The sequence below is a fragment of the Kribbella sp. NPDC050820 genome (genome assembly GCF_040653975.1).
In the GTDB taxonomy this organism is placed as follows: domain Bacteria; phylum Actinomycetota; class Actinomycetes; order Propionibacteriales; family Kribbellaceae; genus Kribbella.
Map to the genome: position 1 here is coordinate 1 of NZ_JBFAHB010000065.1, position 14,710 is coordinate 14,710.

Below are 14,710 nucleotides of genomic sequence, written 5' to 3' on the forward strand. Positions count from 1 at the left end.
GGGTCGAAGATCCGCGCAGCGGACGCCGAAGGCGCCCTTGACGCACACCACCACGACTAGCACCATCAAGCAGCCCGGAGCCGCGCCCCCACGCCGCCAGTCCGCCAACCGGCCCCAACCGCTCACCGATCCCCGCCGCGCCGAAGGCGCCAACAAAACAGCCGCCGCCTCAGGCGGTGACCATTGCGCGTCCCCTCCGCCGAAAACCTTCACGCGTTTCGCGGCCTGCGGCGCGCCGAAGGCGCCACAAGAACAGCCGCCGCCTCAGGCGGTGACCATTGCGCGTCCCCTCCGCCGAAAACCTTCACGCGTTTCGCGGCCTGCGGCGCGCCAAAGGCGCCACAAGAACAGCCGCCGCCTCAGGCGGTGACCTTTGCACGCCCTGGCCGATGTCGAGATCACCGGACGAAACCTTCGCGCCGTACTCCCGGCCCTGGCGGAGTGGCTGCCGGCGCGTCGGCAGGTCAGGCGCGGTAGTCCAGGATCATCTCAGGCGGTGGAAAGCCGGACTCGAGGTCGATGCCGTGGACGCTCCGGCAGTGGTCGCGGAACCAACTGTCGAACGCCTCGGTCGAGGTCGAGACCCCGGCCAGCGCAGCCGCGATGTCGACCGCCTCGAGTACGGCGACCGCGACGTCGCCGTCGGGTGTGGGCTGGATCCACACCTGCTCGCGGACGATCCCGAGCCGTCTGCGCGACGCCTCGTACTCGGATCGGCGCTCGCCGTGCCAGCACGACGTCATCACCTTGCGGTCGACCTCGGTCATCCCCGGTAGCAACGGAACAGTGAAAGCCACGGTCTGCGTGTTCATCGCACATCCTCCTCGACTGGTACGGCGATCTGCTCTCAGGCTCCGGATTCCGCCGACCGGCCAGAAGCCCGGAAATCTGGGATGTTTCCCGCACGCGGCTTGCCCCCGCCGCGTGCGCCGGACCGATAATGCGGTCATGGCGGCCTGGGAAGCAGATCGCCTCGTGGCCGACGTTCAGCGCCTGGCCGTCCGGGGGTTGCCGCGCGACGAGTTCCATCGCGAGCTCGCGGCGCGGATCCGGCGTGTGGTCCCGATCGACGCGACCTGCTGGCACGGCCTGGACCCGCGCACCCTGATGATGACCACCGCGGACCCGGTCGAGCTGAAGGCCGGTGGCTTCCTGACCTCGGACAGTGAGCCGGTGGCGATCGACGCCGTGCTGTCGAGCGAGTACCGGCGGGACGACTACAACAGCTTCGCCACGATCGCGAGGCGCCGGCACCCGGTGGGGATCCTCGGCGAGTCGACTCGCGGGCGGCCGGCGCGGAGCGCCCGCTACCGCGAGTTCCTCGCTCCCTACGGCACGCCCTTCGAGCTGCGTACGGCGTTCGTCTCCAAGGGGCGCCCGTGGGGTTGCGTCGTACTGCATCGCACGGAGCGATCGGGCGACTTCACGGCGGCTGAGGCGCGGCTGATCGCGCGGCTGTCCCGCCCGATCGCCGAAGGACTGCGCGCCTCGGTCCGCCTGGATGCCGCGCGCCGCCAGGACCACGCAGCGGCACCTGGGTTGATCCTGCTGGGCCGCCGCGACGAGATCCAGCTGATCACGCCCCCGGCCCGAGTCCTCCTTGACGACCTGACGCGGGCGGATCCGGCCGCTCCACGCGACCTACCGCTGTCGGTCCTCGCACTTGCCGCGGTGGCGCGCCGGCACGCGCGTGGCGAGGCACCCTCCCTGCAGGTCCCCAGCGCGGCCGGCTGGCTCTCCTTGCACGCCTCCGTCCCCGAAGGCGCCGGATCCGACCTCGTCGCCATCGTGATCCAACGCGCCGGCCCCGAAACCGCCATCGCCCTCGAGCTCGAGTCCTACGGCCTCACCGAACGCGAACGCGAGGTCGCCGGTCTCGCCGTCCGCGGCCTGACCACCGAAGTCCTCGCCGAGCGGTTGTCCCTGTCGCCGTGGACGGTCCAGGACCACTTCAAGTCGATCTTCGAGAAGACCGGCACCCACAGCCGCCGTGAACTCCGCGCACTGGTCTTCTTCGACGAGTACCTGCCCGCGATCGGCACCCAACGCCCGCTGGACGCCGACGGAGGTCTCATGAGAGCGCGCCGGTGAGCGGGTCGTAGACGTAGACCTCGGTGTTGGCCCGCGGGTCCCGCGCGTGCAGGGTGTAGAACGTCGGTGATCCGCTCAGGTCCACGACGGTCGCGCCGGCGCCGAGGACGCCGCGGGCATGCGCACTGGGAGCAGTCAGGTCGATCCGGGTGACGACCCCAGGTGTCACCCACACCGGCTTCTCGCCCACCGAGCCGGACAGCTGGTGATGCAGATGTCCGCACAGCACAGCCCGCACATCCGTCCCCGCGAGTACATCGCCCAGCGCCCAAGGCTCCTGCAGCACGACGGACTCCAGGTACGGGATGGCGTCCACGAAGATCGGCGGATGATGCAGTACGACGATCGAGCCGGCCGGTGCCGGAGTCGCCAACTCGGCAGCGAGCCAGTCGAGCTGGTCGCGTCCCAGCACGCCGTGCGTCTCGCCGGGGACCAGGCTGTCGAGGGTGATCACGCGCAACCCGTTCACCTCGCTCACGCCCGCGAGCAGGCCGTCGAGGTCGGTGCGGCGTCCGATCGGTGCGCCGTCCGGCCCGAGGTGGCCGAAACCAAGAGCCGCCGCGAATCCCTCCCGGCGATCGTGGTTCCCGGTGCTGTAGATGTGCGGGATGCCGCGCTCGGCCGCGAAGGCGCCGACCAGCGACCGGACCACGTCACACCCCTCGCGGGAACCGTCGTCGGCGACGTCGCCACTGACCACCACCAGGTCCAGCGCTGGGATGTGGCGTACGTCGTACAGCAGTTGCCGCAGCGCGGCGACGCCGTCGACTCCGTCCTCGTCCGGTCCGGTCCTGCTGACATGAGTGTCCGACAGGTGCAGTACACGGGTCACGACCAGGCTCCTCAGCATCGTTGCCTCGGGCACCCAGGCGGTCGATGCCCTGCGGTCACTCCCCGGTGGTCACACCCACCCGCGCCAGTCGTGTCCAGCCAGCCTACCGGCGAGGCGCGTCAGAGTGGGGTGAGGACGCAGAACTCGTTGCCCTCCGGGTCGGCGAGGACGGCCCAATGTACGTCGCCCTGGCCGACGTCGGCGTCGGTGGCGCCGAGAGCTTTCAGTCGCGCCACCTCCGCCGAGTGGTCGTCACCGGGGTACGGCCGGACGTCGAGATGGACGCGGTTCAACCCGGTCTTCGGATCGGGTGTCCGGACGAACTCCAGATAAGGCCCGACGCCCTTGGCCGAGCGCAGACTCGCGTGGCCGTCGGTCACCTCGTGCACGGTCCAGTCCATCGCCTCGCCCCAGAACCGGGCCATGGCCCGCGGATCCAGGCAGTCGACCACCACGGCCGCGATCGGCCCGGTGTCCCGGTAGATCTCCCGAGGCTCGAGCACGCAGAACTCGTTGCCTTCCGGGTCGGCGAGAACCGTCCACGGTACGTCGCCCTGGCCGACATCGGCCGGCGTCGCGCCGAGAGCCTGCAGCCGCGCGACCAGCTCCGCCTGGTGGGCCGCCGAGGTGGTGGCGAGGTCGAGGTGCACGCGGTTCTTCACCGTCTTGGGCTCCGGGACGGCGAGGACGTCGACGCACACGGCGGTGGGATCGGGGTAGCTGAAGTTCTTCGGCTCGACGTTGGTCACGCTGGGTCCCTCGCTGGATACCCCCCAGCCGAGCGCATCCGCCCAGAACCGGCCGACCGCGTCGTCGTCGCGGGCCTTCATCGTCACCTGCACAAGCCGTGTCGCCATGCGGCCGATCCTATGTCCGCGCGAATCCGGAGCGGCCATTGGATGTCACACGGCTGCAGCGGGCGGTGTCCTCAGGGCGACAACACGATGGGAAGGAAACGACAATGCGTGTCTTCGTCACCGGAGCGACCGGCGCACTCGGCCGACACCTGGTCCCTGGTCTGGTCGCGGCCGGCCACCAGGTCACCGCCACCACGAGGTCCCCCGGCAAGGTCGCGCAGCTGCGTACGGCGGGCGCCGAGCCGGTCGTCGTGGACGGGCTGGATCGCGAGGGCGTGATCGCCGCGGTCGACGCCGCCGAGCCCGACGTGATCGTGCACCAGATGACCGCGCTGACCGAGATGCGCAGCCTCCGCAAGGTCGACCAGGTGTTCGCGGCCACCAACGAGCTACGGACCCGCGGCACCGACAACCTCCTGGCGGCCGCCGAGCGAGCCGGCACCCGCCGGATCGTCGCCCAAGGCCACAACTTCATCTACGACCAGTCCGGCGGGCCGGTGAAGACCGAGACCGATCCCGTCATCAGCAAGCCGGTCCCGTCCGCGGCCCGGACGCTCGCCGCCATCAAGTACGTCGACGCGACCGTGCAGGAGAAGGCCCCGGAGGGCATCGTCCTGCGCTACGGGACCTTCTACGGACCCGGCGCGTCGGACGCGATGGTCGAGATGGTGCGCAAGCGGCAGATGCCGGTCGTCGCCGGCGGTGGCGGAATCTGGTCGTTCATCGAGACCCGCGACGCCGCAGCCGCCACGCTCGCCGCGATCGAACGCGGTGAGCCCGGCGTCTACAACATCGTGGACGACGACCCGGCGCCGGTCGCCGAGTGGCTGCCGTACCTGGCCGAGGTGGCCGGCGCCAAGCCGCCGATGCACGTGCCGGGATGGCTCGGCCGGCTGCTCGCCGGTGAGTTCGTCCTGGCCCAGATGACCACGGTCCGTGGAGCGTCGAACGAGAAGGCGCGCAAGGAGCTCGACTGGACGCCGAAGTACCCGAGCTGGCGCGACGGCTTCCCGGCCTGGGTCAACGGCTAGGCGGGGACAACCGCTAGGCCTCCGTGAAGGTCACGTCTGCGGTGTTCTCGACCGCAGCGGTCCGGCCGGGGGCCTTGTGGTACTGCCAGTACAGGTTGGTGTGGGCGATCACCTTGTCCGGCGTCGGGGCGCCGTACTCGGACAGGTCCTCGGTGGTGTGCGCGTCGCCGACCAGCGTCACGTCGTACCCGCGGACGAAGGCGCCGTGGATGGTCGAGCGGATGCACTCGTCGGTCTGCGCGCCGCTGACGAACAGCCGGCCGATCCCGGCCCCGGCGAGCACGTCCTCGAGGTCGGTGTCCTCGAAGGAGTCGGCGAAGGTCTTGTGGACGAGCGGCTCCGACTCGGACCGTTTCAGCTCCGGGACGAGCTGCCAGTCCTCGCTGTCCTTCATGAGGTTCTCGCTGTTGTGCTGAACCCAGACCACGGGCACGCTGCCGGCGCGGGCCTTGCCGACCAGTGTGCTGATGTTCGCGACCACCTGGTCGCGCTCGTGCCCTCCCGACACGACGCCGGTCTGGACGTCGATGACGAGCAGTGCGGTGTTGGGGCGTTCTGGCAGCGTGGACATCTGAGTTCTCTCCCTGTGCTGGGTGCAGGACGAAACGCTAGCGGTCCCGACCGACAGTCCAGCTGCGCAGCCGGAGCCGCACGGTTGGGACGTCGCCGTCGTCGAGGTCCTCGGCCCGCCGGACCGCGGTCTTGACCGGCAGGACGTACCGGCCGTCCTTGGGGAACATCGAGGTGTCCCAGACGGTCTCGCCGATCTCGGCCTGGACCGGGATCATCCCCCAGCCGTAGGTGACGAAGTTCGACTCGGCCTCGAAGTAGGCGCTCTCCTCCTCCGGCACCGTGATGAAGAAGAACGGCGCCGGCCCGCGCCAGTACCAGATCTCGCCGGCGAACTCGATCTCAGTCACAGCTGCTTGCCTCCAGCAAACGTCGGCCGAGCGCCCGGCCGGCCTCCTGCACCTCGGGCGAGCCGAGGATACGGTACGGCGCCTTGATCGCGGTCAGCTGTGCGGCGTACCAGTCCGGCTCGCTGGTGCTGGCGAGCAGGCGGGTGTGGTCCGCGTCGATCTCCTCCATGCGGCCCATGCTCCGCGGGATCCACCAGGCCGCGTCCGCGATCGGCGCGTCGATGACGACCTCGATCTTGTACTTCCAGCCCAGCGCGAGATGCTCCTCCACCGACGCCAGCGGATCGAGGTCCTCGGGTGGGGTGAACATCGTGTCCTGCGGATCGACCCGCTTGATCTTGTCGATCCGCAGCACGCGCTTGGCCGACTTCGTGTGCGACCAGCACAGCAGGTACCAGCGACCACGCCGTACGACGACCGCCCACGGGTCGACGTCCATCGTCCAGCCCTCCCCCGGGCGGCGCTCGTAGTACAGCTCGACCCGCCGCTGGGCGGTGCTGTGCGTCACGAGCTGCGCGGTGATCTCCGGGTCCGGCGTCCGCGCCCCGGGATCAGGCCCGCGCGCACTCACCCGCCGTACGGCGTCCGTCGCGCGGGCGATCGGCTCAGGCAGCACCCGGACGATCTTGCCGAGCGCGATCTCGACCGGGTCGTCCGCGCCACGCGGCCCCTCGAGCACGGCCATCACCAGGCCGAGCGCCTCGGTGGTGCTGAACATCAGTGGTGGCAGCCGCAGTCCGCGCCCGACCCGGTATCCACCGTACGGGCCGCGGACGGACTCGATCGGTACGTCGGCCTCGCGCAGGATCGCCACGTACCGCCGGGCGGCTCGCTCGGAGACGCCGAGCTTGTCCCCGAGTTGCTCGGCGGTGATGCCGGGACTGTTCTGGATCAGCTCCAGCACCATCAACGTCCGGGCCGTCGGACTCTCGTCGTACGCCATGAGGCCCACTATTCCGGAAGAGAACCGTCCGGAACAGTTTGTAGTCTGCAGCCATGGAGAACGAGATTCTGCAGGAGCCCCCGATCGCCGGCAGCGAGATCGACACCCTGGTCGGCGCGCTGGAGCGGAACCGCCGGACCTTCGCCTGGAAGTGCGGCGGTCTCGAGGCGGACGGGCTCGCGGCCAAGCACCCGCCGTCGACGCTGACGCTGGGCGGCCTGCTCAAGCACCTCGCGCTGGTCGAGGACGAGTACTTCACCGGCCGGCTGCATGACCGGGAGCTGCCGGCGCCGTGGGACTCGGTGGACTGGGACGCCAACCCGGACTGGGAGTGGCAGAGCGCCGCCGACGACTCCCCCGAGCAGCTGATGACGCTCTGGAAGGACGCGGTCGAGCGCTCCCGCAAGGCCGTCGAGGAGGCGCTGACGACCGGCGGCATCGACCAGCTCGCGAAGCGGTCCCGCAACGGCCGGTCGGCGAGCCTGCGCTACATCCTGGTCGACATGATCGAGGAGTACGCCCGCCACACCGGCCACGCCGACCTCATCCGCGAGTCCATCGACGGCCTGGTCGGCGAGGGCGCCCCAAGCTGACCACCAGGACAGCCACCGGCAGCGATGCCCAGAGCCAGCGGCTCCTCGCCCAGTCGTCTTCCGCCAGGTAAGGGAACACGGGTACGGCGTCCGCGAACGGGCGGGCCAGGGCAACGAACAACGCGACTCCGACGATCCCGGCCGAGACGGCTCGCGCCGGGCCGTCGGATCCGCGGGACCGCTGCCAGGTGAGGAAGCCGGCGGCTGCGACCGCCAGGGCGATCCCCTGCCACGCGACGTCCAGCGCGTGACCGAAGTACCCTCCCCTCGTCTCCCGGACGGCGACCAGCCACACCAGCACGACTGCGACCGCACCGGCCGAGCGGGTCGCCGTACGCCACCCGAGACCCCGCGGCAGCGTGTCGACGACCGCGGCGGCCGGCTCCGGGTAGCACCAGACAACTGTTGCCGCGAGCAACCCGACAGCGGTGCCCTGCAACGGCCATAGCTCGTACGGCCAGCGCTCCACCAACAGGAGCAGTCCGACAACAAGCGCTGCACCGATCCCCAGGAGACCCCAGGGAACGGCGCGGGCGGCGTACCGGATCATGGCTGCGACCGCAGCGGGTTGATCATCACGTCCTGCACTCCGGTGGTGATCGCCAGCGTCGCTGTGATTACCGCGAGGATCGCGATGACACCCAGCAGGATCAGCATCGGACGGCGTGGACGCTCACGGTCGTGCAGCAGCGCGAGGACGACGCCCAGCGCACACAGCACCACCAGGTAGACGCAGTACCAGTACGGCGACCCGGTCAGGACCATCATCCGGTCGGCGTCACCCTCGATGCCGTACGGACCGGCGAAGTAGGTCCACGGCGCGACCAGCCGAACGTAGCGGAGTGACTCGAACAGCCCCTGCATCAGGATCGTCTCGGCCACCAGCAGTACGGCGAACAGCGGTGCCGCACCGCGTCGCGGCACCCAGCGCCCGACCAGCAGCCCCAGGACCGGACCACCAACGGCCGGGAGCAGGCCGAGCGCGACGAAGTTCGCGAGGACCCAGCCGTCACCGATGCCGCCGAACGGCGCACCGTAGGGAGGCGGCGGCCAGTGCCGGTAGGCCCAGAGCGCCCAGCCCAGCCAGCAGACGGCAGCCGCGAACGGCACGATCAATGCACAGACCAGCGCGAGCGTCCGAGTCCGTTCGGTCACCGCGACCGCGCCGGCGGCCGACGCGATCTGGTCGGAGGTCCGGGTGAGCGACGCCATCACCAGCAGGCCAATCACGCCGAACCCCGTCGCCGGCGCGATCACGTTGCCGAGTGACGACATGTTCCCGTCGGGCTTGCCGATCGAGCTCAACGCGACGAGCGCGGTGCCGACGAGGAACAGCGGGTGGGACGCGTAGCGGCCGATCTCCTTGCGCGCCAGTTGGCCGAGCATCGACGCCGGCCGGGCGGCGACCACGGCGGTAGTCATCGCGGTTCTCCGATCATCGTCTCGCTCCGGACGAGCAGGTACGCGTCCTCGACCGCAGGCTCGGCCGGACGGCTGCCCACGGCCGGAACCCCACCGAGCGATCGCACTTCACCGGTCCCGGTGCGCCAGGAGGACAACGCTCCGGAGTTCACCTCGGCGCCGATCCACACCTGTCCGTGGGCCATCGCGATCAGCGACGCGACCGAGCCGTCGAACCGGATCCGGCCGTCGTCGAGGATGATCACCCGGTCGCAGAGCGCGGACACGTCCTCGGTCTGGTGGGTCGCGATCAGCACGGCGCCACGATCGGCGTACGACGAGAGGATGCCGCGCAGCGACGCCCGCTGCTCCGGGTCGAGCCCGGTCGTCGGTTCGTCGAGCACGACGAGGTCGGGCTCGCCCATCAGCGCCTGCGCGAGCGCTAGGCGCCGGCGTTGCCCGCCGGACAGCGCCGCCACGCGCTTCGTCCGCCGGTCTGCCAGTCCGACCAGGCCGAGGACGCGGATGACCTCGCGGTGCCGCGCGTCGGTGTCCTTCCACTCCTTCAGCACGGCGATGTAGTCGAGGAAGCCGAAGCTGGTCATCCGGCGCGGGATGCCGACCTCTTGTGGCAGGTAGCTGAGCCGGCGACGGGCCTCGGTTCGGTCCGCGATCCCGCCGGTGACGACGTGGCCGCTGACCACGATCCGGCCGGTCGTCGGCGGCATGGCGGTGGCGAGCAGCCGGAGCATGGTCGACTTGCCGGCGCCGTTCGGGCCGAGCAGGCCGATCACACCGCGGTCGAATCCGATGTCGGTGCGGTGCAGCACCTCGGTACCGCTGTACGACTTGGTGACGCCGTCGAGGACGGCGATCTGGGGTGTCATGCGTAGCCTCCTGGTGCATGGTGCGAGCTAAGCCGGATGGCGAGAGCGCCCAGCGCCAGGAGGGCTGCGACAGCGAAGGCCAGTTGGGCGAACGGGGTGTCGACTGCGCTGAGCTGATCGGCCGACCGGAGCACTCCGACCACTGAGAGCCAGAGAACGGCGACGACCCAGGCGGTGACCGCTGCGGTCCACCAGGTCAGCAGCGTGAGCGCGAGCAAGGTGAGAGTCAGTGCCGGCAGCAGCCAGGCGAACGCATCCGCACCGACGAACGGCAGGACGAGCCCAGCGAGCAGTACGACGGGCAGCGCGACGGCCACCGCGGATGCCGTCCGCAACAAGGCGATGCGGACCTTGCTGAACGGCGTGGCCGCGGCCAGCTCGCGGATCGGGTCGGTGGTGTCGTACGCCGCTGCGACCGTGATTGCCGGGAGCAACGGGGCGAATAGCAGGTAGAACGCACGCTGCTGCGCGGCCGGCAGCATCGACCCGCCGACACCGATCATGAACGCGCCGACGACCGAGAGGAGCCAGGGTCGGTAGAGGGAGCTCGATGCACGCAGGACGATGGCGTCGGTCTCGGCGAGGCCGAGCTTCTGTGCCAGCCGGAGCGGCCAGGGCAGCCGCGGCCGGGCGGTGGCGATCTCGACGCCTTGCCAGATGTCGGCGAGCAGGTCCTGCGGCGCCTTGGCTGAGGTCAGCCGCCGGCAGTCGGCGCAAGCGACCAGGTGCGTTTCGACGGCGGACTGGCGGGCGAGGTCCAGGTCACCGTCGGCGTAGCGGTCCAGCAGTTCGGGACCGAGGTGCCAGGTCATCAGATCCTCCCGTCCCGCGTCGGCATCAGTTGGTCGCGCAGGCGGCTCTTGGCCACTCGAAGACGGCTCTTCACGGTGCCTTGCGGTATGCCGAGCAGCACGGCCGCCTCCTTCGTGGTGAGTCCGTCGATCACGGTCGCTTGCAGCGTCGCGCGGAGCTCCGGTGGCAGCGTCCGCAGTGCGCGTCCGACGTCGCCGTACTCGACTCCGCGCAGCAACTCGTCCTCGGCACTGTTGACGGCCGGTACGGCGGACCCAACGACGTCGTCGCCGAGCGGGTCGGCGGCCGGGTGCCCGCGGAGCGCGGAGACGAGTCGCCGGATCGAGATCCCCCAGAGCCAGGCCGCGACGTCACCTTCGCCGCGGAACCGCCCGGCCGACTGCCAGACCGCGACGAAGGTGTCCTGCAGGGCACCGGCCACGACGTCCTGGCTGCCGCAGCGGCGGTTCAGCCGGAGCAGCAGCCAGCCGGCGTGCCGTTCGTAGAGCATCCGCAGCGCCGACTCGTCGCCCGCGGAGATGTTCCGCAGCAGCTCGGTGTCGGACAGGGTGCTCATGTCCTTACTGTCGCAGCGGAGCTCGCTTCCGGATCGACCTGATTTTCCGTGCTTCTGCAGCCACTGACAGTGGCTGGGATAAGTGCTCAGCAGCTGAGCGGTTTGTCTGCGAGCATGGTCGGGTGCGGGCGGATCGACTGGTGGCGGTGCTGTTGCTGATGCAGGCGCGCGGGCGGGTGACCGCGGCCGAGGTGGCGGACGAGTTGGAGATCTCGGTTGCCACCGCGCGGCGTGACCTGGAGGCGCTGTCGACGGCCGGGATCCCGGTCTATCCACAGCCGGGGCGCAACGGTGGTTGGCAGTTGATCGGCGGCGCGCGGACGGACCTCAGTGGGCTGACCGCTCCGGAGGCGCAGGCGCTGTTCCTGCTGGTCGGGCCGGCGGCGTCGATCGCACCGGATGCGAAGGCCGCGCTGCGCAAGCTCGTGCGGGCGCTCCCCCAGACGTTCCGCGAGCACGCCGAGGCAGCGGCCGAGGCGGTCGTGATCGATCCGGCGCGCTGGGGCGAGAACGTGAAGGAACGCCCGGAACTGGTGCAGCAGTTGCAGGACGCCGTCGTACGACGGAAGAAGGTCCGACTGGTCTACACAGGACGCGGCCGGGAGCCGTCGGAGCGCATGGTCGATCCGCTCGGTCTCGTGGACAAGGACGACATCTGGTACCTGATCGCGTGGACGCCGAAGGGACAGCGGACCTTCCGGGTCGAGCGGGTGGTGTCGGCCGAGGTGACCGATGAGCCGTTCGAACGGCCGGCGGACTTCGACCTGTCCGCGGCGTGGAACGAGGTCGTCGAGCAGATGGAGGAACGGCGCTCCGGGCTGACCGCGACCGTGCTGATGGAGGAGCGGCACCTGTGGGTGATGCAGGACCGGCTCGGGCGGCACTGCGAGGTCGACGGGATGGACGGCGACCGCGTGCGGATCAAGGTGACCGCGCCGACACCGTTGATGATCGCGCAGCACCTGGCCGGCTGGGGTGGCTCGATCGAGGTCGTCGATCCGCCGTCGGTGCAGGCAGAGCTGGCCCGGCTCGGGCGTGAGCTGGCCGACCGGTACAGCTAGGCCGTGCCTGGCAATTCCCCGCCTACTGCGCGGCACTCGGCTCGCGACGGCGCTGAATTACCAGACACGACCTAGAGCGGGACGCCGTACAGGATGAAGCCGCGGTTCTCGGCGACCTGGTCGTAGAGGCGGCGGGCGGTTGCGTTCGACTCGTGGGTGGACCAGTAGACGCGGCCGCAGCCGCGCGCTCGCGCCCAGTCGGTGACGGCCGCGATCAACGCGCGGGCCGCGCCCTGGCCGCGGGCCTCGGGGGCGGTGAAGAGGTCTTGCAGGTAGCAGGAGTCGGGCGCTGTCGTGCTGGCGTGGGTGAGGAAGTGCGTGATGCCGACCAGTTGCCCGTTGAGCCGCGCGCCGAGAGCGTGGATCTCGGTGTCCTGGCGGAATCTGGTCCAGGCCTGATCGTAGAACTCGTCCGGCATCGTGCGGCCGTAGAACTCGTTGTACCCGGCAAACAACTGCTGCCAGGCGGGGCGATCCGCGGGTTCCAGCGGGCCGATGGTGAGCATGGCGGCACCGTTTCACATCGCGGGCCGAAGTGGACCACTGGGGTGAGTAAGGTGCGGTGGTTCGTCTTGTTCCGCCATCGTCTTTCAGGAAGCGTCCGTGACCACATCCCCTCCGCAGCCCCCGCAGAACCCGTACCCCAACCAGCCGGGTGGCTACGGTCCGCCGCCGGAGCAGTTCCCGCAGTACACCCAGGGCCCGCCGCAGCAGCCTCAGCAGTACCAGCAGCCGCCGCACCAGCAGCCGTTCCCGCAGCAGGGCCAGTTCCAGCAGCAGGGTCAGCCGATGCAGCAAGGTGCGGTGCAGTGCCGGTTCTGTGGTGGGTTCCCCGCCGTGCAGGCGACGGTGCGCGGGCACCAGGGCATGATCGTGGTGATGCGGCTCCTGAAGCTGCAGGGCCCGTTCTGCCGGACCTGCGGGATCGCGACCGTCCGGGACATGACCTCGAAGAGCCTGTGGCAGGGCTGGTGGGGTATCGGCTCGATGATCGTCAACCCGATCACGATGCTGATGAACCTCGAGCCGTGGTCGAAGTTCCGCAAGCTCCCCGAGCCGGCCCCCGGCGCCCCGGGCCGGCCGATGAACCCGGGCAAGCCGCTGCCGCAGCGCCCGGCGATCGCGATGCTGCTGCTCCCGATCGCGCTGATCGTCGCGTTCGTGGCGATCCAGCTGAGCATCACCACCGCGTCCGAGGCCACGGTCGGGTCCTGCGTGGTGAACAAGGGCACCTCGACGACCCCGGACGTCGAGGTCGTCGATTGCGCGTCGTCCGAGGCGGAGTACAAGGTCGTCGGCAAGCTCGACGACACCGTCGACGACACCAAGTGCGAGCAGTTCCCCGGCTACGAGGCGGCGTACACCTCCGAGGTCGGCTCGCAGCGCTACACGCTCTGCCTCGGCCCGATCTGATCGACGTGTGGGTGCCGGTCTACGGGTAGTACCCGTCGACCGGCACCTTCGCCTCGTCGTACAGCGCCGGCCCTTCCAGCGGTACGGCGGGGAAGCCGCCGGTCGACTTGAGTCCGTTGAGCTGCTCACCGGACAACGCGTAGACCACCCGGCCGAGCCCGGACCGCGCCAACGCACCCGAGCACATCTCGCACGGCTGGCAACTCGTGTACATGGTCGTCCCCGCGGCTGTCTCCGGGTCGAGCTCGCGGGCCGCCCACACCGCCAGCTTCAGCTCCGGGTGGAAGCTGATGTCGCCGTCGGTGATGGTCGAGTTCTGCTCCTCGGCGAGCACTGTCCCGTCCGGGCCGACCAGCAGCGACCCGAACGGCGGGTTGCCGGATCGCCGGGCCGCCGCGGCGAGCTCGATCGCGCGGCGCAGGAAGTCTTCTGCTTCGGGGGTCACGTGTTCTCCTGTCGTCGGTGCGCGGCGATCGTCGCCAGCGCCTGCCAGGCCACTTCGGGCCGCTCGGTCTCGGCAGGATCGCCGATGAAGGGATCCAGTACGACGCTCCGCGCGCCGAGCTCACGGAGTGCGTCGAGGTCGGCGAGCACCTGGTCGAGTGAGCCCTCACCAGCGACCCGCTCGTCGTCGGGCAACGGTGATCGGGTCAGCCGGAGCAGGATCCGGGGCGCGAACTCCGGCACCGGGCGCTCCTCCTCGGCGGCGATCGTCTGCAGCCGGTCCAGTGCCGTGCGCATCCAGTCGAGCCGTTCCCGCAGCGGGTGCCAGGCGTCGCCGTACCGGACCGTGCGCCGCATCCCCGCCGTACTGCGGCCGCCGATCCAGATCGGGATCGAGCCGCCGCCGTAGTCCTTGTCGTTCTCCCAGGCTCGCCGGATCTCGAGCAGCGTCTGGTCGGTCACCCGGCCGCGTGCTTCGAAATCCGCACCAAGCGCCTCGAACTCCTGCCGGGCCCAGCCGACGCCGACGCCGAGGACGAACCGGCCGCCGCTGAGCTGGTCGAGGTTCGCCGCCATCCTTGCCACCAGCAACGGGTGCCGGTACGGCGCGATCAGCACGGTGGTGCCGAGCCGGACCCGCTCGGTGACGCCGGCCAGCCAGCTCAACGTGGTGAACGGGTCGAAGAACGGCGCCGGGTACTGCTCGGCCACGTCGGGCGTGATCGCCACATGATCGGAGACCATCAGCAGGTCGTAGCCGAGGCCTTCGACCGTGCGGGCCCAGTCGCGCAGCCGGGCCGGGTTCGTGCCGGGGCCGAAGTTGGGGACGTTCACACCGATTTCCACGCCCATCAGGCTAGCCAGCCGC

At 70.2% G+C, this 14,710-nt stretch carries 19 protein-coding genes; 5 read left to right on the plus strand and 14 right to left on the minus strand.

Features of this window, described 5'->3' with window-relative positions; genetic code table 11:
- Positions 1–464: 464 nt before the first annotated feature.
- Positions 465–812: a hypothetical protein gene (locus tag AB0H36_RS36980; protein WP_360534665.1), complete on the minus strand. Its 348-nt coding sequence runs from the start codon at positions 810–812 to the stop codon at positions 465–467.
- A gap of 136 nt (positions 813–948) precedes the next feature.
- Between AB0H36_RS36980 and AB0H36_RS36985 the strand changes: the two genes are divergently transcribed.
- The gene (locus tag AB0H36_RS36985; RefSeq protein ID WP_360534667.1) at positions 949–2,091 is read left to right on the plus strand and encodes a helix-turn-helix transcriptional regulator; all 1,143 of its coding nucleotides are present in this window, start codon (positions 949–951) and stop codon (positions 2,089–2,091) included.
- Here the strand turns inward: AB0H36_RS36985 and AB0H36_RS36990 are convergent.
- Together AB0H36_RS36990 and AB0H36_RS36995 are read right to left on the minus strand one after the other, a co-directional pair.
- Positions 2,072–2,923 (minus strand): metallophosphoesterase, encoded by an 852-nt coding sequence (locus AB0H36_RS36990; RefSeq protein WP_360534669.1) that lies wholly within the window; start codon positions 2,921–2,923, stop codon positions 2,072–2,074. The genes AB0H36_RS36985 and AB0H36_RS36990 overlap by 20 nt on opposite strands.
- 119 nt (positions 2,924–3,042) lie before the next feature.
- Positions 3,043–3,780: a VOC family protein gene (locus tag AB0H36_RS36995; RefSeq protein WP_360534671.1), complete on the minus strand. Its 738-nt coding sequence runs from the start codon at positions 3,778–3,780 to the stop codon at positions 3,043–3,045.
- Between the two features lie 104 nt (positions 3,781–3,884).
- Here AB0H36_RS36995 and AB0H36_RS37000 point away from each other — a divergent pair, with 104 nt between their 5' ends.
- Positions 3,885–4,811, plus strand: coding sequence for an NAD(P)-dependent oxidoreductase (locus tag AB0H36_RS37000; protein ID WP_360534673.1), 927 nt, complete (start codon positions 3,885–3,887; stop codon positions 4,809–4,811).
- A gap of 13 nt (positions 4,812–4,824) precedes the next feature.
- Here AB0H36_RS37000 and AB0H36_RS37005 read toward each other — a convergent pair whose 3' ends face one another.
- Genes AB0H36_RS37005 through AB0H36_RS37015 form a run of 3 tightly spaced genes read right to left on the minus strand, consistent with a single transcriptional unit; the run spans position 4,825 to position 6,674 of the window.
- Complete coding sequence (locus tag AB0H36_RS37005; protein WP_360534675.1) at positions 4,825–5,382, minus strand: isochorismatase family protein; 558 nt, start codon at positions 5,380–5,382, stop codon at positions 4,825–4,827.
- Between the two features lie 37 nt (positions 5,383–5,419).
- On the minus strand, positions 5,420–5,731 hold the full coding sequence (locus AB0H36_RS37010; RefSeq protein WP_360534677.1) for a DUF1905 domain-containing protein: 312 nt from the start codon (positions 5,729–5,731) through the stop codon (positions 5,420–5,422).
- On the minus strand, positions 5,724–6,674 hold the full coding sequence (locus tag AB0H36_RS37015; RefSeq protein WP_360534679.1) for a WYL domain-containing protein: 951 nt from the start codon (positions 6,672–6,674) through the stop codon (positions 5,724–5,726). Before AB0H36_RS37015 ends, AB0H36_RS37010 begins: the two co-directional genes overlap by 8 nt.
- Before the next feature lie 53 nt (positions 6,675–6,727).
- On the opposite strand from AB0H36_RS37015, the gene AB0H36_RS37020 reads away from it, so the two are divergent.
- Positions 6,728–7,267 (plus strand): DinB family protein, encoded by a 540-nt coding sequence (locus tag AB0H36_RS37020; RefSeq protein ID WP_360534681.1) that lies wholly within the window; start codon positions 6,728–6,730, stop codon positions 7,265–7,267.
- Here AB0H36_RS37020 and AB0H36_RS37025 read toward each other — a convergent pair.
- From AB0H36_RS37025 to AB0H36_RS37045, 5 genes are read right to left on the minus strand one after another with little or no spacing between them, the layout of a single operon-like run.
- Complete coding sequence (locus tag AB0H36_RS37025) at positions 7,218–7,817, minus strand: hypothetical protein (RefSeq protein ID WP_360534683.1); 600 nt, start codon at positions 7,815–7,817, stop codon at positions 7,218–7,220. The two genes, AB0H36_RS37020 and AB0H36_RS37025, sit on opposite strands and share 50 nt — an antisense overlap.
- Positions 7,814–8,689 (minus strand): hypothetical protein, encoded by an 876-nt coding sequence (locus AB0H36_RS37030; RefSeq protein WP_360534685.1) that lies wholly within the window; start codon positions 8,687–8,689, stop codon positions 7,814–7,816. Before AB0H36_RS37030 ends, AB0H36_RS37025 begins: the two co-directional genes overlap by 4 nt.
- Positions 8,686–9,555 carry an ATP-binding cassette domain-containing protein gene (locus tag AB0H36_RS37035; RefSeq protein WP_360534687.1) on the minus strand — a complete coding sequence of 290 codons (870 nt, stop codon included), beginning with the start codon at positions 9,553–9,555 and terminating at the stop codon, positions 8,686–8,688. Before AB0H36_RS37035 ends, AB0H36_RS37030 begins: the two co-directional genes overlap by 4 nt.
- A complete protein-coding gene (locus tag AB0H36_RS37040) occupies positions 9,552–10,367 on the minus strand; it encodes a zf-HC2 domain-containing protein (RefSeq protein WP_360534689.1) in 816 nt (271 codons plus the stop codon). The genes AB0H36_RS37035 and AB0H36_RS37040 overlap by 4 nt, the downstream gene beginning before the upstream one ends.
- The gene (locus AB0H36_RS37045) at positions 10,367–10,924 is read right to left on the minus strand and encodes an RNA polymerase sigma factor (RefSeq protein ID WP_360534691.1); all 558 of its coding nucleotides are present in this window, start codon (positions 10,922–10,924) and stop codon (positions 10,367–10,369) included. Before AB0H36_RS37045 ends, AB0H36_RS37040 begins: the two co-directional genes overlap by 1 nt.
- Before the next feature lie 122 nt (positions 10,925–11,046).
- Between AB0H36_RS37045 and AB0H36_RS37050 the strand changes: the two genes are divergently transcribed.
- Positions 11,047–11,985, plus strand: coding sequence for a WYL domain-containing protein (locus AB0H36_RS37050; RefSeq protein ID WP_360534693.1), 939 nt, complete (start codon positions 11,047–11,049; stop codon positions 11,983–11,985).
- A gap of 71 nt (positions 11,986–12,056) precedes the next feature.
- Here AB0H36_RS37050 and AB0H36_RS37055 read toward each other — a convergent pair whose 3' ends face one another.
- A complete protein-coding gene (locus AB0H36_RS37055; RefSeq protein WP_360534695.1) occupies positions 12,057–12,491 on the minus strand; it encodes a GNAT family N-acetyltransferase in 435 nt (144 codons plus the stop codon).
- Positions 12,492–12,588: 97 nt separating this feature from the next.
- Here AB0H36_RS37055 and AB0H36_RS37060 point away from each other — a divergent pair, with 97 nt between their 5' ends.
- A complete protein-coding gene (locus AB0H36_RS37060) occupies positions 12,589–13,398 on the plus strand; it encodes a toxin-antitoxin system, toxin component (protein ID WP_360534697.1) in 810 nt (269 codons plus the stop codon).
- A 19-nt stretch (positions 13,399–13,417) separates the two neighbouring features.
- Here AB0H36_RS37060 and AB0H36_RS37065 read toward each other — a convergent pair whose 3' ends face one another.
- The gene (locus tag AB0H36_RS37065; protein ID WP_360534699.1) at positions 13,418–13,843 is read right to left on the minus strand and encodes a nucleoside deaminase; all 426 of its coding nucleotides are present in this window, start codon (positions 13,841–13,843) and stop codon (positions 13,418–13,420) included.
- Positions 13,840–14,688: an LLM class flavin-dependent oxidoreductase gene (locus AB0H36_RS37070; protein ID WP_360534701.1), complete on the minus strand. Its 849-nt coding sequence runs from the start codon at positions 14,686–14,688 to the stop codon at positions 13,840–13,842. The genes AB0H36_RS37065 and AB0H36_RS37070 overlap by 4 nt, the downstream gene beginning before the upstream one ends.
- Between the last annotated feature and the right edge of the window lie 22 nt (positions 14,689–14,710).